This is a genomic window from Halomonas sp. CH40 (assembly GCA_041875495.1).
Taxonomy (GTDB): Bacteria; Pseudomonadota; Gammaproteobacteria; order Pseudomonadales; family Halomonadaceae; genus Vreelandella.
Map to the genome: position 1 here is coordinate 1,337,574 of CP112982.1, position 25,300 is coordinate 1,362,873.

The window sequence follows — 25,300 nt, forward strand, 5'->3', positions numbered from 1 at the left end:
CCCTAGGTGGTAGGGTCGGTTTTAGGCGCATTGCGCTGAGTGGGCGACTTATTAAACGCAGGTGATAGCGTTGTGGGATCTTGCTTGGCTTTGTGCGATTTGGCCGCTTCTGCCCACCACGTTAATTGACCCAGTGTGCGCCCAAAATAGCTTCCCCAGCGTTCTTGCTCCTGGGTAAATTCTCCATAGGTGTTTAGTGCTTCATGAGCTTTCGGTATATGGATCATGGCGGAGACTGGCAGGCATCCCAGCTCAGATAGAAATGTGCGCATACTGACCGCAGCGCGTGCTCCTCCCCACTGTCCCATGGAGTAAGTCACGATAGCGCTGGGTTTGAAGGCAAACAGTGACGCGCCAAAATGATTGAGCAAATGGCTCAGTGCCGGGCTCATGGAATGGTTGTATTCAGGGCTGACCATCACATAGCCATCAGCTTGTTCAATTTTGCTAGCCAGTTCTGCCAAGTCATCCGGCACTTTGCTTTTTGCGTAGGCAAAATGCGGTTTGAACGCTACCGGAAGTGATAATGACAGTGGGTCAATAATTTCTGCAGTGGTATTGGGTAGCGATGAAAGTAGGCGTTCACAGGCTTTGGCTACCCGTTCGCCCAGGCGAGCAGGGGCGGGTGGTGTCGTTGTCCGAGTTGAACCCAAAAATACCAGATAATGTGCCATCCGCTTTATCCTTCGCTTATATAGATCGCTGATTAACGCGTGTAGAGAGTTCTTCAGCACTTTCTTTACGTTCAGAGTAGCGATCGGTCAACCAGTCAGTTTTATCCCGGGTAAGATAAGTGAATTTAACCAGTTCCTCCATTACATCCACAATACGGTCGTAGTACGCCGAGGGCTTCATACGGCCGTTGTCATCAAATTCCATAAATGCCTTGGGTACCGAGGACTGGTTCGGGATCGTCAGCATGCGCATCCAGCGGCCCAGAACGCGCAGCTGGTTGACCGTGTTGAACGACTGAGAACCGCCATTCACCTGCATAACAGCCAGCGTTTTACCCTGAGTCGGGCGTACGGCACCCAATGATAAAGGTATCCAGTCAATCTGGGTTTTCATGATGCCGGTCATGGCGCCATGGCGTTCAGGCGAGCACCACACCATGCCTTCTGCCCATTCAGCCAGGTCACGTAACTCGGTCACTTTGGGATGCGATGTTTCTTCTGCATCCGGCAGTGGCAGATCTCGCGGATTGAAAATGCGCGTTTCAGCGCCCATTGCCTGCAACAGGCGTGCAGCCTCTTCCACGGCGAGCCGACTGAAGGAGCGTTCACGCAGTGAGCCGTAAAGCAGCAGGATACGCGGAGGATGAGCAGCATCAGTCAAGGAACCTAGCGCCTCGGCGGTGGGTGGGTTAAAAAGAGCCTGATCAATATTGGGCAGATCATCAAGGGAAGAAGGGGTAACCATACTGAGCGCTATCCTCGGCTAGAATATCCATGGGAAATTATATCTGCATCATGTGGGTCACAGAACAACTGACAACAACAACGCCCCTAGCGGTCACTTGTTAACAGTCAGTGGGCAAGGGGCGCTGGTTAGGGCTTCAACCTTGCAGCATGCTCTCAATCTTGTGGCGATTCGGCACGCTGCCGCTGTGGGCGAGTTTGCCGTCGATGGCGACTGCTGGCGTTGACATGACCTGATAACCCATGATGGCCGCAGGATCGGTCACTTTTGCCACGTCAACCTCGACGCCAAGCTCTTGCGCGATGGCCTCAATCTGTTCGGCGGTGGTGGTGCATTTTTTGCAGCCTGTGCCTAAAACTTCGATCTTTTTCATCTTGATTCTCCTTGCGTGGATTTTGTTTAGAACCTGCCGCTGAAAAGCCAGGGGCTCAGCAGGTTGATCACCCAGCCAACGACCATGAAGTTGGCCAACAGGATGACAAAAATGATGGCGAGTAAGCGCCACTGCATGACTTGCTTGAGCATGATGAATTCCGGGAAACTGGCGGCGACCGTGCTCATGCAGAAAGCCAGGGTAGTACCGACAGGGAGTCCTTTCATAATCAGGCTTTCCATGATGGGGATAACGCCAGTGGCATTGGAGTATAGCGGCAGGCCAGCCAGCACCGCCGCTGGCACATTCCACCACTGGCCGCTGCCAAGGTTGTCGGCAAACCAGCCGTCAGGCACAAAACCATGCAGTGCAGCGCCGAGGCCAACACCGATAATTACCCATTTCCAGATGCGTCCGACGATTTCCTTGAGTTCATCGCGTGCAAATTCGTGGCGGTCTTTAAGGGTTAACTGGGGTGTTTCCCCTTGAGACTGATTGTCAGTGGGGTTTTCTGCCGCCTGCTGGTAGGCTTTGGCAGCGAAATCTTTTAGCCAGCGTTCACCGCGCACAGCATCCAGGAGCATGCCGCCGCCAATGCCCACTGCCATGCCGATGGCTATATACACTAAGGTGAATTCCCAACCCAGCAGGCTCCACAGCATGATCACCGCGACTTCATTAATGATCGGCGAGGTGAACAGAAAGGCCATGGTGATGCCCAGCGGGATGCCCGCGCTGGTAAAACCCAGAAACAATGGAATGCTGGAACAGGAGCAAAACGGTGTGATAGCGCCGAAGCCTGCTCCAAAACCATAGCCCGCCAGACGGTTTTTCTGCTGGATGTAATGTCGCACACGCTCAAGATTCAGGGAGGCGCGCATCAGCGCAATGATGTAGATCATCACCACGAGAAGGGCAAAAATCTTGGTGGTGTCCTCGACGAAAAAATGCACCGATGTTCCCAACTTGCTGTTGGGGTTGAATCCGCCAAGATCGTAGACCAGCCAGTTGGCGAACCAGGTAAATACGTCCAGCATGGTAGTCAACCTCGTTGAGTGCCTATAGAAGAATGTCTATAGAGAAGACGCACCAGACAGGAAAAGGATACTTCTGCAAGGCTCATTAATTCTCAGGCAAGGCACGATGGCAGCAGATACGCCCGTTGGCATCAAAGGTGATCTGGCACTGCTGGATCAAGCGCTCACGGAGGCGCTGGCGGGCACGCCGCAGGCGCGCCTTGGTGGCGGCTAACGTCAGGCCATGGCGACGGGCATAATCGGCCTGCTTTATGCCGTTAAGGTCACATTCGCTCAGAATGTGGGCATCGTCGGCCTCACAGTGGGGCAAGGCGTTGGCAATACAGGCCGCCAGGCTATCTACCGGCATGCCGGCGGCGGGTTCGTCGGCAATGTCAATATCATCAACATCGACCCAGGGTTTACGGCGACGCTGTTCATCAATCCATTGACGTTTAGCGACGGTATAAAGCCAGGCTCTTGGCGTTGTCAGTTCACAAAACTCGGTTTTATGGGTGAGCGCTTGCATATAGACACGCTGGAGCAGCTCGTCGGCGGCATCTTTGTCCCCGCAGTGTTTGGTCAGAAAACGGTAGAGTTCCTGATGATGCGACTGCCATGCGGCTTCAATGCAGGAAACTTTTTTGTGCATGTTCAGGTGGCCTCCGTCAGCGTGGCTCAAGGTGAGGAGATTATCCTTTCGCAGGTGCCGGAAAATGCTGGCGTGTCTTATTGGCAATCCGCACCAGCGCGAGCATCAGCGGGACTTCTACCAGCACGCCGACAACGGTGGCCAGCGCCGCACCGGATTGAAGGCCAAACAGGGCAATGGCTGCCGCAACGGCCAGCTCAAAAAAGTTGCTGGCTCCTATCATGGCACCGGGTGCTGCGATGTTATGCGGTACCTGCCAGGCTTTGGCCCAACCGTAAGCGATAAAGAAGATCAGGAAGGTTTGCAGAATCAGCGGGATGGCAATCAAGACAATATGCAGCGGGTTATTGAGGATCACTTCACCCTGAAAAGCAAACAGTAGTACCAGGGTAATAATCAGAGCGGCGGGCGTAATGGGCCCAACGCGTTTCATAAAGACGTTGTCGTACCATTCGCTGCCGTGTTTCTTGATCAGCGACTGACGGGTGATATAGCCCGCTGTCAGCGGTATGACGATATACAAAAGTACCGAAAGGGCAACGGTGTTCCAAGGCACCTGAATATTCGAAATACCCAGCAGAAAGACAACAATCGGCGCAAAGGCAAACAGCATGATGAGGTCATTCAGAGAGACCTGAACCAGGGTATAGGCCGCATCGCCGCGGGTCAGGTAACTCCACACAAAGACCATAGCCGTGCAAGGCGCAGCGCCTAACAGAATGGCACCGGCCAGGTATTGATTAGCCAGTTCAGGGGCGATAAAGGGGCTGAACACCACGGTTAGAAAGAACCAGGCAATGGCGAACATGCTGAAGGGCTTGATCAGCCAGTTCACAGTAGTGGTGATAATCAGCCCCTTGGGCTGGCGCCGAACGCCGAGGATGGCAGTGAAATCTATCTGCGCCATCATGGGGAAGATCATCGCCCAGATCAGTATCGCCACCGGAATGGATACCTGCGCATACTCAAAGCGCGATAAGGTTTCCGGCACGGCAGGCGCCCATTGCCCCAGGGCAATGCCGGCAATAATTGCCAAGGCCACCCAAAGGGATAAAAAGCGTTCGAAGAGCCCCATGCCTGAAGACGTGCTGGGGGCGCTATTGTCTTTATCAGTGGTCATGACATTCCCTCGGTTTTGAGCAAAGTGCTGATCGTCAGTGTTATCATATACGTTATTGCGTATATTTTTAATGATTGCCACAGAAATGTCATTTTGCAGGTGTAGCGTTAGCAACACATCAACCTGAAGAGTGTTACCGCTATGTCTAAACGCCGCGTTCTGTTTTTGTGCAACGCTAACTCCGCCCGTTCCCTGATGGGAGAGGTGCTTCTGCGCTCCATGGCGGGTGACCGGTTTGAGGCGTTCAGTGCGGGTTCCGAGCCGGATCAGCCGCATGCATTTACGCTGGAAGCGCTTGAAAAGCAGGGCTTACCGGTGACCAATCTAAAGAGTAAGTCACTGGATCTGTTTGAAGGCGAACACTTTGATTGCGTGATTGTGCTTTGCGATAAAGCACGCCAGGCATGTCGCGAATTTGAAGGCGGAGCAGGTGAAATTCTGCACTGGGATATCCGTGACCCGAGACTGATCGGTAAGCCTGATGCCTATGAACAGGCGCTGTTGGAAATTCGCCGCCGCTTGCAGCTGTGGATTCCTCTACATAAATAACAGCCGTCAACAGGCGCTAGCTATGGGTGGGGAACCACCAGAACGGGGCAGTCAATTCCTTCAAGAAGCGCTTCTGCGGTATTGCCCAGCAGGCGCTCTTTGAACCTGCTGTGGCCTTGTTGGCCAATGATCAGCAGATCGGCCTCCCAGCGCTTGGCTTCGTCGATCAAGGCTTTGCGAGCCTGGCCTGAGACAATCACACTATCGAGCTTGGGAATGCGAGTGGCCAGGGCGATAAGGTGAAGTTCAGCCACTTCACGGCCACGGCCGTCCGCGTAAAGTAAAGCCTCTGAGATCAGCGCCACCCGGTTGCGGAAATGTTCCGCCAGTTGTTCAAACAGTCGCTCGGCAGGTACTGCAGAAGACGAAACATCTGTCGCCAGTATCAGTGTCGTGTAACCATGGCGAAGCTCATACGCAGCGTTGATAGGTTCCATCCATAAAGGTGTCTGGCTTAAATGGGAAAGCCGTTGGATGGTGCTGCCCAGCAGCCTTTCAGTAAAGCCGCCGCTACCTTTGCTGCCGCACAGAATGACGTCGGCTTGCTGTGCTACTGCCATTGCTGCCAGGCATTCACTGGGTTTGCCTGCGTCAATCAGGCAAGTGACTGCCAAGCCGATATCCCTGAACGGCTGCGCTTCATTTTCCAGACGTTGCTGCAGCTGTTGTCTGTCGCTCAAGGTGGGGTTAGCAATTTCTTTTGGGCTGATGATGCTCGCCAGCGTAATGGTGTTAACCCCTTTGCCACGCAGGCGCATCAGACGCTGCTGAAGAACTGGCCAGGCGGCAGAAAAATCAACGCCAATCAATACGTGAGCGAACATCAGTCAGGCTCCTGTTAAACGTTCCTGTTGTCAGGTAAGTCTAGTTGATCAGCTCGATGGCAACCGCTGTGGCTTCACCGCCGCCAATGCACAGGCTGGCAATGCCGCGCTTGCCTCCCTGGGTACGCAAGGCATGAATCAGAGTAACAATGATCCGTGAGCCGGTAGAGCCAATCGGATGGCCTTGGGCACAGGCACCGCCATAGATGTTCACTTTCTCATGGGGCAGGCCCAGATCATCCATCGCCATCAGGGTAACCACAGAAAAGGCTTCGTTGATTTCAAACAGATCTACATCGTCAACCGTCCAGTCAAGCTTGGCCATCAGCTTTTCAATGGCGCCAACCGGGGCGATGGTGAACTCACTGGGATGGCGCGAATTTGTGCTGTGCCCGAGCATGCGTGCGAGCGGTTGCAGGCCTCTCTGATCCGCGAGGCTCTGGCGCGTTATGATCAGCGCGGAAGCACCGTCCGAGATAGAGCTTGAGTTAGCGGCGGTCAGGGTGCCATCTTTGGCAAACGCCGGGCGTAATTCACGGATCTTGTCCAGCTTGGCCTGAAACGGCTGTTCATCGTGGGAAACCACGCTTTCGCCTTTGCGGCTTTTGACTGTGACAGGGGCCATTTCTGCGTCCAGGTGGCCAGCATTGGTAGCCTCCATGGCGCGTTCCAGGGAGGCGATAGCAAAGTCATCCAGCCGCTCTCGGCTGTAACCGCGCTGGGTGGCAATCTCCTGGGCAAAAACCCCCATCAGCTTGCCGGTCTCGGCATCTTCCAGCCCGTCCAGGAACATATGGTCTTTGAGTTCCCCATGGCCCAGACGATAACCGGCACGCGCTTTGGTCATCAGGTGAGGAGCGTTAGACATGGATTCCATGCCGCCCGCCAGTACAAAGTCGCCACTGCCCGCCTTGATAATATCGTGAGCCAGCATGGCAGCTTTCATGCCTGAGCCACACAGCTTGTTGATGGTGGTGGCACCGTTGGCATCAGGAATGCCGGCCTGGCGCATGGCTTGCCGAGCCGGGCCCTGCTTGACGCCCGCGGGAAGCACACAGCCCATGATGCCTTCATTGATATCCTCGCCTTGAATACCTGCACGCTCAACCGCAGCGCTGATGGCCACTGCCGCCAGCTCGGGAGCTGTCATGCTGGAAAGGCTACCCATCATGCCGCCCATTGGCGTGCGTGTGGCGGAAAGAAATACAACATCGTCACGTTGGCTCATACGTTTCTCCTGCAATGAATTGGCTTGTTATGATTGTTCATGGGTCGTTGACCCCAAGGCAGCGCTATGGTCTTCTTGATAGTAACCAAGCAAGCGCTAGTGTAAACACTATGAATGTAATGAATGCATCGCCCCGTCGCAAGGAGTTAACCCGCCTGGCCGCCCAGTTGTTTGTTCAGGAGGGCTTTGATCGCACAACGGTGCGTATGCTCGCCCAAGAGATGGGGATCAAGTCGGGAAGCCTGTTTCACCACTTCAAGGATAAGCAGGAAATTCTGGCGGCGGTGATTGAAGAGGGCACACATAACGCCCTGGCAATCGCCAAACGCTCTCTGGATGAAAGTTCGCCTTCACCGGAGGCCCGCCTGCGGGCGATGGCCAGGGCGCATCTGGAAACCCTGTTCACTGATCGCAATGCCCATGTGGTAGCACTGTTCGAATGGCGCCGCCTGGACGATTCAGCAAAGGCGCACCTGAGTCATTTACGCGATGCCTATGAAGCACTCTGGGTGCAGGTGATTGAAGAAGCGCTGGCGGCAGGCCTGATCCACGGCGACCGCTTTCTGATCTCGCGTTTTGTACTGGGCGCTCTTAACTGGACAGTGCGCTGGTATGACCCGGCGGGCCCACGAACGCCGGATGAGCTGGCCGAAGAGTTGATTGCCATGATCATGCCAGCCCGTTAACTCAACCCTTCTTTTGACTATTGTCTAATTATTCCCTTCCCGCGAAGACTTGCGCTTCCCGCCGATTCCTTTTAGCTTGTGAGTAAGTTTCCGTTAACGTAAACGGATAATATTGGTTATTTAACGCTCACCATCATAATCACAACACAAGAGAGCCATCATGACTGCAACTTCATTGCCAGCTTATCAGGACTATCTTGACGATTTTTCTGTTGATGACGTCATCAGTCGTCTCGACGACCATCAGGATGGGTGCTTCAACGCCTATGAGGCGTGCTGTGGTCGCCATGTGCGAGCAGGGCGGGGGGATGTGCTAGCTCTGGTTCAGGAAGATACCCAAGGTAATACGCACAAGTTGACGTATACGGAACTTGATCAGGCCAGCGCCCGTCTTGCTGGCTGGTTTCAGTCGCAAGGCTTAGGGGCAGGTGACCGTATCGCTTGCATGTTGCCACGTACACCGGAACTGTTGATTGCGGTGGTGGCCTCCTGGCGTATCGGGGCGGTGTATCAGCCTTTGTTTACCGCTTTCGGGCCAGATGCAGTGGATTATCGCCTGGGCCGTGCTAATACCAAGCTGGTGATCACCGATCATGCCAATCGCTATAAGTTCGACGGTTTGACTCAGTGCCCACCGGTGCTGGCGCATGGTGGGGCGACCAGCGAGCACTCTGATGATCTTGACTGGCAAGATGCCCTTGGGCATGCCGCGATGACCGACAAGCCGCCACGCTTGCGGGCGGATCAACCGTTTCTGCAAATGTTTACCTCAGGTACTGTCGGTAAGCCCAAAGGGGTGGCTGTGCCCTTGGCGGGGATGACGGCCTTTGCGCTATATATGGAGCTGGCGATTGATCTGCGTGAAGACGATCGCTTTTGGAACATGGCTGACCCCGGCTGGGCCTATGGCCTTTATTACGCGATTGCTGGACCGCTCCTGCTGGGTGTCACCACGCATTTCTGCGAAGCCGGTTTCAGTGCGGAAGGCGCGCTGGCCTTTATGAAGCGCCACCGGATTACCAACTTTGCCGCAGCGCCCACAGCTTATCGTCTGATGAAAGCGTCCGGTCTGTTTGATGATGCCCATCAGACCCTGGAGCTGCGTGCGGCCAGTTCAGCAGGCGAGCCGCTTAACACAGAGGTGGTCACCTGGGTTGAGAAATCATTAGGTTGCCCGGTGATGGATCATTATGGCCAGACCGAAACAGGCATGACCTGTAATAATCATCATGCGCTTGACCACCCCAAGCATGTCGGTGCCATGGGGGTGCCCATGCCGGGCTATCGGCTGGCGATTCTGGATGCGGAATACAAGGAGCTGCCGGCTGGCCAACCTGGCGTGCTGGCGGTTGATATCAAGAATTCACCCGCGCATTTCTTCCAGGGCTATACCTGGCAGGAAAAACATCCGTTCGCGGAAGGTTATTACCTGACCGGCGATGTGGTGATTCGTAATGAAGATGGTACCTTCCAGTTTGCCGGGCGTGATGATGACATCATTACCACAGCGGGCTATCGGGTAGGACCTACTGACGTTGAGAATAGCGTGATGACGCATCCAGCCGTTGCGGAATCTGCAGCCGTGGGCCAACCGGATGATATTCGCGGTGAGGTGATCAAATCCTATATTGTGCTGCGTGACGGCTATGAAGCCAGCGATGATCTTGCAGAAGAAATTCGCCAGCAGGTACGTGAGCGTCTTTCTACTCATGCTTTCCCACGTGTCATTGAATTTGTCGATGAGCTGCCCAAGACGCCCAGTGGTAAGATTCAGCGTTTCAAATTACGTGCCCAGGCGGCGCAGGAAGCCACGTCAGATAGCCACTGATGCACTGGTTCAAACGAGGATATGTAAATGCAGCTGACTGATAACACCTTTTTGATTACCGGTGCAGCATCGGGGCTTGGCGCCGCGTCTGCCCGGCGGATTGTCAATGCGGGTGGGCGGGTCGTTTTGTGCGACCTGCAGGAAAGTGTCGCGGATCAGGCAAAGGAATTGGGCGAGGCCGCTACCTTTTGCCTGGGGGATATTACCTCCGATACTGATATGCAGCAGGTCATTGATACCTGTGTGGCGCACAGCCAAGGGCGCGGTCTGGCAGGTGTGGTGCACTGTGCGGGCATTGTCAGTGTTGGCAAGCTGGTGGATCGCGACGGTCATCCGGCCAGCCTGGAAGCCTATAGCAAAACCATCAATATCAACCTGGTGGGCACGTTTAACATCATGCGATTGGCGGCGGCGGCGATGGCAGCCAATACGCCGGGCGAAGACGGTGAGCGGGGCGTTATTATCAATACAGCCTCTGTTGCTGCCTTTGATGGCCAGGTCGGCCAGTGTGCCTATAGCGCTTCCAAGGCAGGCGTTGCGGGCATGAGTTTGCCCGCTGCCCGGGAACTCTCGCGCCACGGTATTCGCGTCATGGCCATTGCCCCAGGTGTTTTTGAAACGCCCATGATGAGTGATATTCCTGAAGATGCCGTTAAAGCGCTTTCTGCGGCCGTGCCATTTCCCAAGCGTTTGGGCAAGCCTGATGAGTTTGCACTCATGGTCGAACAAATCATTGTGAACACCATGCTCAATGGCGAGGTGATCCGCCTGGATGGTGGTATTCGCATGCAGTAGCCAACAAGTTAATTCGCCAATCCTTGTTGAAAACCCGCGATATCGCGGGTTTTTTCATGTGGTGCGACTAATGTCGGGGTTCAGGTTTTTGCTTGATGGTCAGGAACGCCTTGACGCAGTGACCGACGAGGGATAGATTCAAACGTATGTTTGAAAACCTTGCTTTTGTCACTGACCGGGAGTTCCACCATGCCTACCTATCAAGCACCTTTGCGTGATCTGCGTTTTGTTATGGAAGAAATGTTTGATTACCCAGCTCATTATGCGCGTTTGCCTGCGGGTGAAGATGCAACGGTAGATGTGGTTAACGCGATTCTTGAAGAGGGCGCACGTTTCACTCGTGAAGTGCTCCTTCCACTGAACCAGAGTGGTGACACCCAAGGGTGCTCATTGGACAGCGGCAAGGTAACCGCCCCGGATGGTTTCAGAGAGGCCTATCAGCAATATGTGGATGGTGGCTGGCCGAGTCTGGCGGCAGACCCTGCGTTTGGCGGTCAGGGGTTGCCACATTCCTTGTCTATGGTGTTTTCGGAAATGATCAGCTCCGCCAACCTGGCGTGGGGCATGTATCCTGGGCTTTCCCATGGAGCTGCAGATGCGTTAAGTCATCACGGCACCCAGGAGCAGAAATCTACCTATCTGAGCAAGCTGACGGAAGGTGTCTGGACAGGCACCATGTGCCTTACCGAGCCGCATTGCGGTACAGACCTTGGGTTGATCAAGACACGTGCAGTACCGGTCGAGAATAGTGATGGCTACACCCTGACCGGAACCAAGATATTTATCTCTGCTGGCGACCATGATCTGGCAGACAATATTGTGCATTTGGTGTTGGCCAAGCTGCCCGATGCGCCAGAAGGCTCAAAAGGTATTTCGCTATTTGTAGTTCCCAAGTTTCTGCCGGATGCTGAAGGGAACCCGGGGGAGCGAAATGGCGTCAGCTGTGGGTCGCTCGAACATAAAATGGGCATTCACGGTAATGCCACCTGTGTAATGAATTTCGATGATGCCGTTGGTTACCTAGTCGGTGCGCCGCATAAAGGCCTGGCCTGCATGTTTACCATGATGAATGCCGCCCGTCTTGGCGTTGGAATCCAGGGGCTTGGGTTGATCGAAACCAGTTTTCAGAACTCGCTGAGCTATGCCCGTGACCGATTGCAGATGCGGGCGCTGTCGGGCGCCAAAGCACCGGAAAAAATGGCAGACCCGATTATTGTTCACCCTGATGTGCGTCGTATGCTGCTTACCCAGAAAGCCTTTGCCGAAGGTGGGCGCATGCTGGTGCTTTATACGGCAAAAATGCTGGATATTGCTGATCATGTTGAAGCCGGTGATGAAAAGCAACGCGCAGAGACTCTGCTGGGGCTACTAACGCCGATTGTTAAGGCGTTTCTGACCGAAGTGGCTTTCGAATGCACTAATGAAGGTGTGCAGATTTTTGGTGGACACGGCTTTATTAAAGAGTGGGGTATGGAGCAGCTGGTTCGCGATGCACGTATTACTCGACTCTATGAAGGCACAACGGGCATTCAGGCGCTAGACCTGCTGGGTCGCAAGGTGCTGATGAGTCAGGGCGAGTCGCTGAAAGTATTGACCAAGGAGATCCATGTCTTCTGTAAGACAGAAGCTAACAATCCATTGATGAAAGAATTTGTTGAGCCGCTGGCAACGTTAAATGCTGAATGGGGTGAGCTGACCATGGGGGTAGGCATGAAGGCCATGCAGGATCGTGACGAAGTAGGGGCGGCTAGCGTTGACTATCTGATGTATGCGGGCTACGTATCACTGGCCTATATGTTTGCCCTGGCCGCCAAAAAAGCCCTGGCACCTGAAAAGGAAGGCGACGGTGCATTCTATACCGCCAAGCTGGATACTGCGCGATTCTACTATCAGCGTATCTTGCCACGCACGCGTGGCCATGCAGCCATGGTTCAGGCAGGAGCCGCTAGCCTGATGGCAATTTCCAGTGAAAATATGGGGTTAGGTTTTGAAATTTGAAGAACAAGACCTTGGTATAGTGATTTTTTCAAATAACTCTTGCATCCCCGCGGGTAAATCCGTAGAGTACGCATCCGCTGCCGGGGACGCACAGCGTTACTAGCGGTGATTGAAGGTGAAAACCTTCGGTTTGTCAGAGGGTTAGAGAAAACGTCGACGAGAAGTTGCCGCGTCTAATTTCCTCGCTGAAATCGATCGAAATACGGTATCGAAATCAGCAGTTGACAAGCACACAGGAATGCGTAGAATATGCCTTCCTCGCTGAGGCAAGTCATTCAGGTCACCGAATGACAAGGGTTAATAACCGTCTCGCGAACAGCTCTTTAAAAATTTGATCAGGTAATTCATGTGGGCGCTTGCCGATGAGGGTGATAAATCACCAACTATCAAGGCAAGCGGTCATGAGAACGACAGTTTATAAACGTAAGTTTTTAAACAATAGTTGAATGAATTCGTTTGAACCTTGAGCCAAGTTTGATGCGCTTTTGTTACCTTCGGGTGACGAGTAAGCATCACAATGATTTTAAACTGAAGAGTTTGATCATGGCTCAGATTGAACGCTGGCGGCAGGCCTAACACATGCAAGTCGAGCGGTAACAGGGGTAGCTTGCTACCCGCTGACGAGCGGCGGACGGGTGAGTAATGCATAGGAATTTACCCGATAGTGGGGGATAACCTGGGGAAACCCAGGCTAATACCGCATACGTCCTACGGGAGAAAGGGGGCTTCGGCTCCCGCTATCGGATGAGCCTATGCCGGATTAGCTGGTTGGTGAGGTAATGGCTCACCAAGGCGACGATCCGTAGCTGGTCTGAGAGGATGATCAGCCACATCGGGACTGAGACACGGCCCGAACTCCTACGGGAGGCAGCAGTGGGGAATATTGGACAATGGGCGCAAGCCTGATCCAGCCATGCCGCGTGTGTGAAGAAGGCCCTCGGGTTGTAAAGCACTTTCAGCGAGGAAGAACGCCTGGCGGTTAATACCCGCCAGGAAAGACATCACTCGCAGAAGAAGCACCGGCTAACTCCGTGCCAGCAGCCGCGGTAATACGGAGGGTGCAAGCGTTAATCGGAATTACTGGGCGTAAAGCGCGCGTAGGTGGCTTGATAAGCCGGTTGTGAAAGCCCCGGGCTCAACCTGGGAACGGCATCCGGAACTGTCAGGCTAGAGTGCAGGAGAGGAAGGTAGAATTCCCGGTGTAGCGGTGAAATGCGTAGAGATCGGGAGGAATACCAGTGGCGAAGGCGGCCTTCTGGACTGACACTGACACTGAGGTGCGAAAGCGTGGGTAGCAAACAGGATTAGATACCCTGGTAGTCCACGCCGTAAACGATGTCGACCAGCCGTTGGGTGCCTAGCGCACTTTGTGGCGAAGTTAACGCGATAAGTCGACCGCCTGGGGAGTACGGCCGCAAGGTTAAAACTCAAATGAATTGACGGGGGCCCGCACAAGCGGTGGAGCATGTGGTTTAATTCGATGCAACGCGAAGAACCTTACCTACTCTTGACATCCTGCGAACTGGTGAGAGATCACTGGGTGCCTTCGGGAACGCAGAGACAGGTGCTGCATGGCTGTCGTCAGCTCGTGTTGTGAAATGTTGGGTTAAGTCCCGTAACGAGCGCAACCCTTGTCCTTATTTGCCAGCACGTAATGGTGGGAACTCTAAGGAGACTGCCGGTGACAAACCGGAGGAAGGTGGGGACGACGTCAAGTCATCATGGCCCTTACGAGTAGGGCTACACACGTGCTACAATGGCCGGTACAAAGGGCGGCGAACTCGCGAGAGTCAGCGAATCCCTTAAAGCCGGTCTCAGTCCGGATCGGAGTCTGCAACTCGACTCCGTGAAGTCGGAATCGCTAGTAATCGTGAATCAGAATGTCACGGTGAATACGTTCCCGGGCCTTGTACACACCGCCCGTCACACCATGGGAGTGGACTGCACCAGAAGTGGTTAGCCTAACGCAAGAGGGCGATCACCACGGTGTGGTTCATGACTGGGGTGAAGTCGTAACAAGGTAGCCGTAGGGGAACCTGCGGCTGGATCACCTCCTTAAACGATGCATCATCCCTCGCGGTAAGCGCTCACAATGAATTACCTGATCAGATAAACGCTGACATTGCGCAGTGATAAACGAACACACGCCTCTGGCAACAGATGCGCTTGGAAGAAAACGTCTTCCTTATCGGTTCTTTTATCACTGCGCATAGCAGTCGCTCTTTAACAAGATATATCAAGCTGATAAACCTTTTGAAAGGTCAGTGATTCATCACGTTTTACGTGGTGAGACCCTGCCTGAAAAAAGGTGTACGTAGTAAATTGTTGTGTGATACGTCTCAAGCGTATCCGGCAATCGTTATCATTGCGCGACCAGACTCCTTCGGGTTATAGGGTCAAGCAATGAAGCGCACACGGTGGATGCCTAGGCAGCCAGAGGCGATGAAAGACGTGGAAGCCTGCGATAAGGCTCGGCGAGGTGGCAAACAACCTGTGACCCGGGCATTTCTGAATGGGGAAACCCACTCATCACAAGATGAGTATCTTACGCTGAATACATAGGCGTAAGAGGCGAACCAGGGGAACTGAAACATCTAAGTACCCTGAGGAAAAGAAATCAACCGAGATTCCCCTAGTAGCGGCGAGCGAACGGGGACCAGCCCTTAAGCATGTGACTGATTAGGCGAATGCGCTGGGAAGCGCGGCCATAGTGGGTGATAGCCCCGTAGTCGAAAATCTGATCATGTGAAATCGAGTAGGTCGGGGCACGAGAAACCTTGACTGAAGACGGGGGGACCATCCTCCAAGGCTAAATACTCCTGGCTGACCGATAGTGAACCAGTACCGTGAGGGAAAGGCGAAAAGAACCCCGGAGAGGGGAGTGAAATAGACCCTGAAACCGTGTGCGTACAAGCAGTCGGAGCGGACTTGTTCCGTGACGGCGTACCTTTTGTATAATGGGTCAGCGACTTATATTCTGTGGCGAGGTTAACCGATTAGGGGAGCCGTAGCGAAAGCGAGTCTTAACTGGGCGATGCAGTCGCAGGATATAGACCCGAAACCGAGCGATCTATCCATGAGCAGGGTGAAGATTGAGTAACATCAATTGGAGGCCCGAACCAGGATCTGTTGAAAAAGATTTGGATGACTTGTGGATCGGAGTGAAAGGCTAATCAAGCTCGGAGATAGCTGGTTCTCCTCGAAAGCTATTTAGGTAGCGCCTCATGTAGCACCACCGGGGGTAGAGCACTGTTTCGGCTAGGGGGTCATCCCGACTTACCAACCCGAGGCAAACTCCGAATACCGGTGAGTGACGCGTGGGAGACACACAGCGGGTGCTAACGTCCGTTGTGAAAAGGGAAACAACCCAGACCGTCAGCTAAGGTCCCGAAATCCTGATTAAGTGGGAAACGATGTGGGAAGGCTCAGACAGCTAGGAGGTTGGCTTAGAAGCAGCCATCCTTTAAAGAAAGCGTAATAGCTCACTAGTCGAGTCGGCCTGCGCGGAAGATGTAACGGGGCTAAATCAGGTACCGAAGCTACGGGTTCATCCTCTGGATGAGCGGTAGAGGAGCGTCGTGTAAGCCAATGAAGGGGAATTGAGAAGTTCGCTGGAGGTATCACGAGTGCGAATGCTGACATGAGTAACGATAAAGGGCGTGAAAAACGCCCTCGCCGGAAGACCAAGGGTTTCTGTTCGACGCTAATCGGAGCAGAGTGAGTCGGCCCCTAAGGCGAGGCCGAAAGGCGTAGTCGATGGGAAACGGGTCAATATTCCCGTACCGGACATGATTGCGATGGGGGGACGGAGAAGGCTAGGTGAGCCAGGCGTTGGTTGTCCTGGTGAAAGCAAGTAGGCCGAGTGCTCAGGTAAATCCGGGCGCTTAAAGCCGAGATGCGAAACGAACTGACCACGGTCAGGAAGTCACTGATGCCACGCTTCCAGGAAAAGCCTCTAAGCTTCAGATCATGTGCGACCGTACCCCAAACCGACACAGGTGGTCAGGGTGAGAATCCCAAGGCGCTTGAGAGAACTCGGGTGAAGGAACTAGGCAAAATGGTGCCGTAACTTCGGGAGAAGGCACGCCGGCGTAGGGTGACGAGACTTGCTCTCCAAGCCCGAACCGGTCGAAGATACCAGGTGGCTGCAACTGTTTAGTAAAAACACAGCACTCTGCCAAGTCGCAAGACGACGTATAGGGTGTGACGCCTGCCCGGTGCCGGAAGGTTAAGTGATGGTGTTATCCTCGGAGAAGCTCTTGATCGAAGCCCCGGTAAACGGCGGCCGTAACTATAACGGTCCTAAGGTAGCGAAATTCCTTGTCGGGTAAGTTCCGACCTGCACGAATGGCGTAATGATGGCCACGCTGTCTCCACCCGAGACTCAGTGAAATTGAAATCGCCGTGAAGATGCGGTGTACCCGCGGCTAGACGGAAAGACCCCGTGAACCTTTACTATAGCTTCACACTGGACGCTGATGTTGCCTGTGTAGGATAGCTGGGAGGCTTTGAACCTCGGACGCCAGTTCGAGCGGAGCCACCCTTGAAATACCAGCCTGGCATCATTGGCGTTCTCACTCAGGTCCGTTATCCGGATCGAGGACAGTGTGTGGTGGGTAGTTTGACTGGGGCGGTCTCCTCCCAAAGCGTAACGGAGGAGCACGAAGGTACCCTCAGCACGGTCGGACATCGTGCAATGAGTGCAAGAGCATAAGGGTGCTTGACTGCGAGACAGACACGTCGAGCAGGTGCGAAAGCAGGTTCTAGTGATCCGGTGGTTCTGTATGGAAGGGCCATCGCTCAACGGATAAAAGGTACTCCGGGGATAACAGGCTGATACCGCCCAAGAGTTCACATCGACGGCGGTGTTTGGCACCTCGATGTCGGCTCATCACATCCTGGGGCTGAAGTCGGTCCCAAGGGTATGGCTGTTCGCCATTTAAAGTGGTACGCGAGCTGGGTTTAGAACGTCGTGAGACAGTTCGGTCCCTATCTGCCGTGGGCGTAGGATGTTTGAGAAGGGCTGCTCCTAGTACGAGAGGACCGGAGTGGACGCACCTCTGGTGTTCCGGTTGTCACGCCAGTGGCATTGCCGGGTAGCTAAGTGCGGACGGGATAACCGCTGAAAGCATCTAAGCGGGAAGCCCCCTTCAAGATGAGACATCCCTGAGGCCTAGAGCCTCCTGAAGGGCCCAGCGAGACCAGCTGGTTGATAGGCACGGTGTGGAAGCGCTGCAAGGCGTTGAGCTAACGTGTACTAATGGCCCGTGAGGCTTGACCCTATAACACCCAAGGGGTCTGAAGCTAGTGATAACGACGCGCGAAAGCGCACCGGATACGCAGAGACGATCACCGACATTACGCAGCGGCCATTGAACGCCGTTGAATCAGCTTGCTATATCACCTGTTACGCCTGACGACCATAGCGAGTGGGAACCACCTGATCTCTTGCCGAACTCAGCAGTGAAACCGCTTAGCGCCGATGGTAGTGTGGGGTCTCCCCATGCGAGAGTAGGTCATCGTCAGGCACCTATATAGAAACGTCCCATGCACACCGTGTACGGGGCGTTTTGCTGTGCGTGTGTTAAAAAAACCTTGCCCTCCGGCAGAGGGCTTTGCTTTTCTGTTCACGATTCACGATTCACGATTCACGATTCACGATTCACGATTCACGATTCACGATTCACACCAAATCACCGGTGAAACTGCTTTTCCCGTTCAGGTTGCCAGAAGATTGCGTCAATACGTAAGCTAACATCTCCATGATTAGGCACTGGCCAATCGATAACATCGCCTATTTTGAGACCAATCAGACCAGTACCTATAGGGGCCATAACAGATATGGCATCTTCTATGTTAGCCAGTGAATGAGGGTAGACCAGTGTGCGTACCATTTGTCTTCCGCGCGATAGATCAGTGAACTGAATCTGACTATTCATACTGACCACGTCTTGAGGAATATCTTCAGGATCCACTACCTCACCGCGCGCCAACTCTACTTCAAGTAATTTGGCCACTGCATGATCTTTACTCTCTGCGTTATCGATCAGGCGTTGGAGACGTTCGGCATCCAAACGGTTTATCAGGATAGGGGGACGGAATCCCATCTTATTTGTGCTCCATGGTAAGGACGTATTTTATATGCGCAAAAATCATATCTTAAAATAAAAAACAGTCCTTTCTTGCAAGCAAGAAAGGACCGATAAGATCAATCAGGCGGTGCCGATCAGCAAATATATAGGGTCATGTTACTCCTTGCTCGATCATGGCGTTAGCCACTTTTCTGAATCCAGCAATATTGGCACCTAAGACCAGATTTGTCGGTTCGCCAAATTCTTCAGCTGTTTCTGCACATTGGGTATGTATATTTTCCATAATGGCCTTAAGCTTACTATCTACCTTATCCAGCGACCATTTCTCCATGCTGCTGTTTTGAGCCATTTCCAGCTGACTGGTTGCAACGCCGCCGGCATTTGCAGCCTTGCCGGGACCATAAGCAATTTTGGCAGTGAAGAACTTATCGACGGCATCAGCCGTGGATGGCATGTTGGCGCCTTCGCTGATGCAATAAATGCCGTTCTCAAGCAACGCATCAGCATCTGCACCCGTCAGTTCATTCTGGGTAGCGCAAGGGAAAGCCAGGTTGGCCTTGAGTCGCCAAACACTATGACCATCCTCTGGGTATTCCGAGTTGGGTATATAGTTTGCCTGTGTACGCTTTTCCAAATAATGTTTCAATGAGACGCGCCTGGTTTCCTTCAGTTCTTTTAGCAAATCAAGGTCAATACCATTCTCATCAACGATAGTGCCAGATGAATCTGAGCAGGTAATAGGTTTGCCACCTAATTCGTATAGTTTTTCTATCGTATAAATTGCCACATTGCCGGCACCGGAAATAAGGCATGTTTTATTGCTGATCTCCTGACCGCGGGCTTTTAGCATATTCTGAGCAAAATAAACGGCACCATAGCCGGTTGCTTCTTTTCTTCCAATAGAGCAGCCCCAATCCAGGCCTTTGCCAGTCAATACACCTTCATATAGCCCAGTGATACGTTTATATTGGCCAAACAAGTAACCGATTTCACGCTTACCTACTCCAATATCACCTGCCGGTACATCTGTGTTTGGCCCGATATGGCGGTAAAGTTCTGACATGAATGCCTGACAAAAGCGCATGATTTCCCCATCGGACTTTCCCTTGGGGTTAAAGTCAGAACCGCCTTTACCTCCGCCAATAGGCAGCCCGGTAAGCGCATTTTTAAAAATCTGTTCAAACCCAAGAAATTTTATCGTGCCTGAGGTAACACTCGGATGGAAGCGTAACCCTCCTTTATAGGGTCCCAGTGCAGAGTTGAACTGGACTCTGTAGCCTTTGTTGACCTGCACTGTCCCCTTGTCGTCTACCCAGCAGATGCGAAACATGATCTGACGTTCGGGCTCAACGATTCGCTCGATAATGCTGTGCTCAAGGTATTCTGGATAGCGCTCAAACAGCGGGCGTAAGGTAAGCGCCCTTAAATCGACACACTTGACCTAGCCGTGTTCTTTCACTTTTTTTCGGCGGGCGCCAAGTTCACGTTCCAGGGCAGCAGCGTTTCCAGTGCCTCTAACGTATCAGCGGTGGCGATGTGCTCCAGCACATAATGGATATAGGCAGCAGGCTCCAAGCCATTGGCTTTTGCCGTTTCGATGAGTGAATAACAGGTGGCACTGGCGTGAGCGCCGCGGGAGGTATCCGCGAACAGCCAGGCTCTTCGACCAACGGCAAACGGGCGAATGGCGTTTTCTGCCAGAACATTACTGATATGCAGGTCGCCGCGCGCACAATAGCCGATGAGGAAGTCCCATTGGTTCAGCGTATATTCCATCGCCTGACGCGTCAGGCTGCCTTTCATGACGCGGGTAACATTAGCCTCTAGCCAAGCCTTGAAGGCCTCAAGACGCGGAAGGCTCAGCTCCTGGCGGACACGGTAGCGTTCCACTTCGCTGAGATCCTTGATCTGCCGTTCGATGGCGTAGAGTTTGTTGATATGGCTAAGCCCTACCTCGGCCTTGGCCGGCGTGGCGCCCTTGCCTTTCGCGTTGACCTTGGCTGCCTTAGACGCTTCCACGAACTTGCGTCGCGCATGGTCCCAACAGCCAATGCGGGTAATGCCGTTGGCACGGCATACCTGGCCGTAACCGGCGTAGCCATCGGCCTGCAGGATCCCTGAGAAGTCGTCGAGTAGGCGCACCGGCACGCTGCCGCCGCGGGACGGGTCGTAGGCAAAGAGCACCGACGGTTGATCCGGTGGGCCACCTCGGGTGACCCACATCCATTTATCTGACTGAGCGGTCTTGCCGTCTTCCTTGAGCACTTGCAGCCGCGTTTCATCGGCTTGCAGATACGCGCTGCTGTTTTGCACTTCGCGCATCAGCGTGATCAAGGGCGTGAAGACGTCATTCAGGCGGATGATCCAGTTGGCCATCTGCGTGCGGCTAACAGCGTGGCCTAACCGCTTGAACATGCCTTCCAAGCGGTACAGCGGCAAACCGTCTGCGTACTTGGAGGTGATCACGTACGCTAGCAGTGACGTCGACGCCGTGCACTTGCCTAGCGGATGAACCGGACGCTCCGCAGTAAGGAGATGGTCGTTGCCCTCAAGCGGGAACACCGCTTTTTCCTGCCAGTATTCGAGGACTTTCAGCTGCGCGGGGATGAACTGAAGCTCTTCTTTTACCTTGGCGAAGAAGGTCTTGGTCGCCCCGACTTTTTCTTCTTCGCTGAGCGTAAGCTCAATACGCTCACGGACCAGAGTGTCGGAGAAGCCACGTTGGCGACGTTGACGTGAGGGACGCGGCGCGTCTTGCTCTTCGACATCGTCGGGTAACTGATCGCGTAGCGCCTCGATGTCAGCTTCCAACTCCGTCTCATCGAACAGATGAGCCTGGTTCGCAGACTTTTCACTGCGCGCGGCGAACTGCTGAATGCGCTGCAAGCGCAGCTTCTCTTCGAGCAATTGAATATAGAGATTACGTTGCTGTAACGCCGTCTGTTGAGCCGTCACCTGTTGCTGAAGCCCCGCCACAAGAGCCACTACCTCAGCGGCGGAGAGGCCACTGAGATCAGGCAGTTGGGAGGAGACTTCGGGGTGCTTTTTCATGGGCCAATGATACCAGATTCGGTGTGTTAAAGCACTGAAAATAAGAGCTTTATGGCCTATCCGACGCTGTCGTAATGCAGTGTTTTATGGCCGCGCATCAGGGTGATATCGTAGCCATCCAACAGCCAGTTGATCTGCTCGCCAGTCAACGCCATAACGTCATCCGAGGGGCCGGGCCACTTGAAGCGCTCCTCGGCCAGCGCCTTGTAGTAGAGCACGAAGCCATTGTCTTCCCACATCAGGCACTTGATTTTATTTCGCTGCCGGTTAGTAAAGGCATACAGCGCCCCGCTAAAGGGGTTGTGTCCCAGTTCTTGCTCCACCAGTAACGCCAGGCCGTTGGCTTGCTTGCGAAAATCGACCGGTGCGCGGTACAGGTAGATCTCGGGCATTTCCCACGCGGGGCGTAAATAGCGCGGCCGCTTCACAGTTGCCTCAGGATATCGCCCAGTAACGCCACGTTGCCCGCGTGCAAGCCCGTGACCGTGATACCGCCGGGCAGTGATACCGTAAGCCCCGTGGAGTCTATTTCTTTTGCGGTGCCGGTATTGGGATATGCGACGGTGGCAAAACCGGCGACTGGCTCTTTTGTTGACGATGCGCTGGCCAAGAGCTTTTGACGCCAGTAAGAAAACTGATGGTACTTTAGCGCTTGTTGCTTGCAAAACGCCATGCCGGACAAGCCAGAGGTTTGCCATTCGGTGACTTGTTGCTGCCAATATTGCTCACGTTCTTGATGCGTCATGACACCCCCTCACAAAGATCTGATGGCATCAGTGTGAGGGGATAAAAGCGAGAGCGGTAGATGCCGGTTTAAGGGCGCTTACGGCGTAAGCACTCGAGCACTTCTTCAGCGGCCTGATAAAATTCTGTTTGCGCTGGGCTGTTTTTATGCAGGCATTCTAAGGTGTTGTGGACGTAGGGCATTGTTTATCTGTTCAATCCTTGTTTATATGATGTCGAAAGTTGTATGAGTAACTTGCCCTATTAAACGTGCGTTATGCGGCAAATGCATACCCCATTACAGTGCTGCTATGCTCTATGAGAGGGAGAAATTAGACTAAAGGCGAATTATTCTATGCACCAAAAATTAACATATGGATAATCACATCTATGTTATTTAAACGATATGTTTGAGTTCTGCTGGTCTATTGGCCAACATGCTATGATGTCCGAATATTTGCCATTGTTGGCCGATAATCCGAAACTCCGCTGTTTGTTGTTAAATTATCCATCGTTTTAAGGTGAGCTAAGTGCCCCAGATTTTTCCGGCAACCTGGCTGGTTTATTGCCGACCTGGTTTTGAAAGGGATGCATTGGCAGAGTTGCTGCACCATGCCCAAAGACATGACGTGGCTTGTGAAGGTGATAGTGGTGAAGGGTGGGCGAGTGTTACCCGTTTGGATAACGAACCTATCAACGAGCTTCATCGTCTTGTTTATTTTGACTTGCTGATTTTTGCTCGCCAGACGCTGATCGCGTTGCCGCTGCTGGACGTTGGACGTGAAGACCGTCTGACATCCCTGGTTGCTCAGGTGGTTGATGCAGGTTGGAGCTTTGAAGACATCTGGCATGAAACGCCGGATACTAACGAAGGTAAAGCACTTAGTCGCCTGATAAAGACACTGTCTCGGCCATTGGAAAGTCTACTGAAAAAAAGAGGAGCTTTGCGACGTAAGGCAGGTGGACGCAGGCTACACCTGTTATGGGTCAGCGGCTCTTCGCTGCAGGTTGGTCTTTCATTTCCGGGCAATCGCAGTGATCTGCCTAATGGAATTCGCAGGTTGCGTGTGCCTTCCCGAGCGCCAAGTCGTTCGACGCTTAAACTTGAAGAAGCCTGGCATGAGTTCATTCCTCGGTCGCAGTGGGAAGAGCGCCTGGAAGGGCATCTGACGGCGGCGGACCTGGGAGCGGCACCGGGTGGTTGGACGTGGCAGTTAGTTCAAAAAGGTATGTATGTCTACGCTATCGATAATGGGCCAATGGCAGCTGATCTGATGGCATCAGGGCAGGTTGAGCATCTGAAGGAAGATGGGTTTACCTGGGAGCCACCTTATCGTTTGGATTGGCTGGTCTGTGATATTGTCGATAAACCAATAAGGGTCATCGCCATGATGGAGCGCTGGCTGGTCGGGCGCTGGTGCAGGGAAGCAGTATTCAATTTGAAATTACCGATGAAAAAGCGCTGGGAAGAAGTTACCAAGTGCTTGTCACATCTTGAGGATGTTTTGCATGCAGCTGGTGTGAAATACACATTACGCTGCCGTCACCTCTACCATGACAGGGAAGAGGTGACAGTGCATATCCGCTTGCAATAGATCAGAAGCTGGGTTCATAGATGCGAATGGTTTCTTCCTCGGTGAGTAGAGGTAAAATATGTTGCATCGCATTGGACCGGGCTTCACTGGTATACCATTCTTTCCAGGCGCGTAGATCACGCCATTTGGTTATCATCAAGCGCCTATCCGAATGACCCATCTCAACCAGTGTCTCTCCACCGACAAAGCCTCTGGCACCCAGGGAAACACGCATTGCCTGGCGTGCTGCCTGTTCATAATCTTCTTCCAAACCAGGCATAATACGTCGTTCAATGATAATTTTGATCATACCTTACACTTCCTGAATCGAGAATCTGAATGAGTGAAACTTTACCTGAATATGATGAACAATTGGACACCCGTGGGCTATTTTGTCCAGAGCCAATCATGATGCTTCATAATAAAGTGGCTGAGTTAAAGCCGGGGCAAGTGTTGCAAGTTGTCGCCACGGACCCGGCGACTACCCGAGATGTGCCCAAGTTCTGCCAGTTTCTTAGCCACGAGCTAGTGACTCAAACAGCCGTTGACGATGAGTTTTATTACTATATACGGGTTTGTGATTAATCGCTTTCATAGCAAGGGAAACGTGTACGAGGGAAGCAGGTTTTAATTGCTTCCCTTTGCTGCAAAAAACTCATTTCAATGCGCAGGTGGAACCACCATAAGCGCAAGACTTTCCAGCGTATCCGGATCTTCCTCAACGATCTGATTGGCAATATGGCGTTGAAAGAAGTAAACCTTGGGATGACGTGAACGAGTACTGTAGAGGCAGGCATCTTTCAACAGTATGGGTGTCATTGTGGCTTTACTTTCATCAGCAACCAAGGCATCGACACTGCCATCGCTGTATAGATTCCAGCCGTAGACAAGCTTCATCTGCCAAGGTTGATGGTGGCCCTCCATGCACAGGGCATGGGTGCCCTGATGATCGGGGATCTGCTGGATAAGGGTGAGTTCCTGAGAGGCTTCGTAATCAAAATACTCAGCGGACGCGGAGAGTTCATGCCACTTGTGTTCGGGAGGGTCAGTAAATATTTCTTCTGTTTCTGGATCACGATAGCCAACGAAACACCCCTGTTCCCTGCTATTGAGCAGGTGGCAAGGGGTCAGTTTTTCCATCCATGGAATCAGACCGACAACATGGCCATCTTCACGTAACCCCCAGGCAAGCACAGGCATGCTGTAAAAGCTTTCAGGGTCAGCATCCAGCTGGTAGACCATTTCCAGCCCATCAAGCTCCGGAGAAAGACGTACCAGACATTTTTGCGCTTCATGCCGCTGACGTGCGGTTTCCAGGTCGATAACCTGGGCAAAACGGGGTGACAAGGTGGCGCCCATGGTGTCCCTCCTG

Annotated in this window: 21 protein-coding genes, 3 rRNA genes and 1 pseudogene; 10 read left to right on the forward strand and 15 right to left on the reverse strand. The window is 53.2% G+C overall.

Annotated elements, in window-relative coordinates; all coding sequences use genetic code 11:
* Nucleotides 1-2 precede the first annotated feature (2 nt).
* The 6 genes from OR573_06125 to arsB form a co-directional block, all read right to left on the reverse strand.
* A complete protein-coding gene (locus OR573_06125; GenBank protein XGA81211.1) occupies nt 3-674 on the reverse strand; it encodes an NAD(P)H-dependent oxidoreductase in 672 nt (223 codons plus the stop codon).
* Nucleotides 675-690: 16 nt separating this feature from the next.
* Entirely contained in the window at nt 691-1,419 is a 729-nt protein-coding gene (gene arsH / locus OR573_06130; protein XGA81212.1) for an arsenical resistance protein ArsH, read from the reverse strand.
* Nucleotides 1,420-1,555: 136 nt separating this feature from the next.
* Nucleotides 1,556-1,792 carry a thioredoxin family protein gene (locus OR573_06135; protein ID XGA81213.1) on the reverse strand — a complete coding sequence of 79 codons (237 nt, stop codon included), beginning with the start codon at nt 1,790-1,792 and terminating at the stop codon, nt 1,556-1,558.
* Between the two features lie 26 nt (nt 1,793-1,818).
* Nucleotides 1,819-2,829 (reverse strand): permease, encoded by a 1,011-nt coding sequence (locus tag OR573_06140; protein XGA81214.1) that lies wholly within the window; start codon nt 2,827-2,829, stop codon nt 1,819-1,821.
* 85 nt (nt 2,830-2,914) lie between these two features.
* The gene (locus OR573_06145) at nt 2,915-3,460 is read right to left on the reverse strand and encodes an RNA polymerase sigma factor (GenBank protein ID XGA81215.1); all 546 of its coding nucleotides are present in this window, start codon (nt 3,458-3,460) and stop codon (nt 2,915-2,917) included.
* A 40-nt stretch (nt 3,461-3,500) separates the two neighbouring features.
* Entirely contained in the window at nt 3,501-4,580 is a 1,080-nt protein-coding gene (gene arsB / locus OR573_06150) for an ACR3 family arsenite efflux transporter (GenBank protein ID XGA81216.1), read from the reverse strand.
* A 141-nt stretch (nt 4,581-4,721) separates the two neighbouring features.
* Here arsB and OR573_06155 point away from each other — a divergent pair, with 141 nt between their 5' ends.
* Nucleotides 4,722-5,129: an arsenate reductase ArsC gene (locus OR573_06155; GenBank protein XGA81217.1), complete on the forward strand. Its 408-nt coding sequence runs from the start codon at nt 4,722-4,724 to the stop codon at nt 5,127-5,129.
* A 20-nt stretch (nt 5,130-5,149) separates the two neighbouring features.
* On the opposite strand, the gene OR573_06160 is transcribed toward OR573_06155, so the two are convergent.
* Complete coding sequence (locus tag OR573_06160) at nt 5,150-5,953, reverse strand: universal stress protein (GenBank protein XGA81218.1); 804 nt, start codon at nt 5,951-5,953, stop codon at nt 5,150-5,152.
* A 40-nt stretch (nt 5,954-5,993) separates the two neighbouring features.
* On the reverse strand, nt 5,994-7,181 hold the full coding sequence (locus OR573_06165) for an acetyl-CoA C-acyltransferase (protein XGA81219.1): 1,188 nt from the start codon (nt 7,179-7,181) through the stop codon (nt 5,994-5,996).
* 119 nt (nt 7,182-7,300) lie between these two features.
* On the opposite strand from OR573_06165, the gene OR573_06170 reads away from it, so the two are divergent.
* From OR573_06170 to rrf, 7 genes are all read left to right on the forward strand, one after another.
* Nucleotides 7,301-7,867, forward strand: a complete 567-nt coding sequence (locus OR573_06170) for a TetR/AcrR family transcriptional regulator (protein XGA81220.1) — start codon at nt 7,301-7,303, stop codon at nt 7,865-7,867.
* Nucleotides 7,868-8,027: 160 nt separating this feature from the next.
* Complete coding sequence (locus OR573_06175; protein XGA81221.1) at nt 8,028-9,695, forward strand: AMP-binding protein; 1,668 nt, start codon at nt 8,028-8,030, stop codon at nt 9,693-9,695.
* Nucleotides 9,696-9,722: 27 nt separating this feature from the next.
* A complete protein-coding gene (locus OR573_06180; protein XGA81222.1) occupies nt 9,723-10,490 on the forward strand; it encodes an SDR family NAD(P)-dependent oxidoreductase in 768 nt (255 codons plus the stop codon).
* A 189-nt stretch (nt 10,491-10,679) separates the two neighbouring features.
* Nucleotides 10,680-12,488 carry an acyl-CoA dehydrogenase C-terminal domain-containing protein gene (locus OR573_06185; GenBank protein XGA81223.1) on the forward strand — a complete coding sequence of 603 codons (1,809 nt, stop codon included), beginning with the start codon at nt 10,680-10,682 and terminating at the stop codon, nt 12,486-12,488.
* A gap of 525 nt (nt 12,489-13,013) precedes the next feature.
* Nucleotides 13,014-14,546, forward strand: a 16S ribosomal RNA gene (locus OR573_06190).
* A 336-nt stretch (nt 14,547-14,882) separates the two neighbouring features.
* A 23S ribosomal RNA gene (locus OR573_06195) occupies nt 14,883-17,770 on the forward strand.
* 130 nt (nt 17,771-17,900) lie between these two features.
* Nucleotides 17,901-18,016 (forward strand): 5S ribosomal RNA (gene rrf / locus OR573_06200).
* Together the 16S, 23S and 5S rRNA genes form the textbook arrangement of a ribosomal RNA operon.
* A 165-nt stretch (nt 18,017-18,181) precedes the next feature.
* Here the strand turns inward: rrf and rnk are convergent.
* The 5 genes and pseudogenes from rnk to OR573_06225 all read right to left on the reverse strand — a co-directional run bounded on the left by rnk (nt 18,182) and on the right by OR573_06225 (nt 22,376).
* Nucleotides 18,182-18,595, reverse strand: a complete 414-nt coding sequence (gene rnk / locus OR573_06205; GenBank protein ID XGA81224.1) for a nucleoside diphosphate kinase regulator — start codon at nt 18,593-18,595, stop codon at nt 18,182-18,184.
* Nucleotides 18,596-18,731: 136 nt separating this feature from the next.
* Nucleotides 18,732-19,991: pseudogene (gene gdhA, locus OR573_06210) on the reverse strand (NADP-specific glutamate dehydrogenase).
* A 44-nt stretch (nt 19,992-20,035) separates the two neighbouring features.
* The gene (locus tag OR573_06215; GenBank protein ID XGA81225.1) at nt 20,036-21,631 is read right to left on the reverse strand and encodes an IS66 family transposase; all 1,596 of its coding nucleotides are present in this window, start codon (nt 21,629-21,631) and stop codon (nt 20,036-20,038) included.
* A 56-nt stretch (nt 21,632-21,687) separates the two neighbouring features.
* Nucleotides 21,688-22,023 (reverse strand): IS66 family insertion sequence element accessory protein TnpB, encoded by a 336-nt coding sequence (tnpB, locus tag OR573_06220; GenBank protein ID XGA81226.1) that lies wholly within the window; start codon nt 22,021-22,023, stop codon nt 21,688-21,690.
* A gap of 32 nt (nt 22,024-22,055) precedes the next feature.
* Nucleotides 22,056-22,376 (reverse strand): hypothetical protein, encoded by a 321-nt coding sequence (locus tag OR573_06225; GenBank protein XGA81227.1) that lies wholly within the window; start codon nt 22,374-22,376, stop codon nt 22,056-22,058.
* Between the two features lie 508 nt (nt 22,377-22,884).
* Between OR573_06225 and rlmM the strand changes: the two genes are divergently transcribed.
* A complete protein-coding gene (gene rlmM / locus OR573_06230) occupies nt 22,885-23,949 on the forward strand; it encodes a 23S rRNA (cytidine(2498)-2'-O)-methyltransferase RlmM (protein XGA81228.1) in 1,065 nt (354 codons plus the stop codon).
* Nucleotide 23,950: 1 nt separating this feature from the next.
* Here the strand turns inward: rlmM and OR573_06235 are convergent, their stop codons facing one another.
* Nucleotides 23,951-24,238, reverse strand: coding sequence for an antibiotic biosynthesis monooxygenase (locus OR573_06235; GenBank protein XGA81229.1), 288 nt, complete (start codon nt 24,236-24,238; stop codon nt 23,951-23,953).
* 29 nt (nt 24,239-24,267) lie between these two features.
* Between OR573_06235 and tusA the strand changes: the two genes are divergently transcribed.
* Nucleotides 24,268-24,513: a sulfurtransferase TusA gene (gene tusA, locus OR573_06240; protein ID XGA81230.1), complete on the forward strand. Its 246-nt coding sequence runs from the start codon at nt 24,268-24,270 to the stop codon at nt 24,511-24,513.
* A gap of 75 nt (nt 24,514-24,588) precedes the next feature.
* On the opposite strand, the gene OR573_06245 is transcribed toward tusA, so the two are convergent.
* Nucleotides 24,589-25,287, reverse strand: coding sequence for a hypothetical protein (locus OR573_06245; GenBank protein ID XGA81231.1), 699 nt, complete (start codon nt 25,285-25,287; stop codon nt 24,589-24,591).
* Nucleotides 25,288-25,300: the final 13 nt, after the last annotated feature.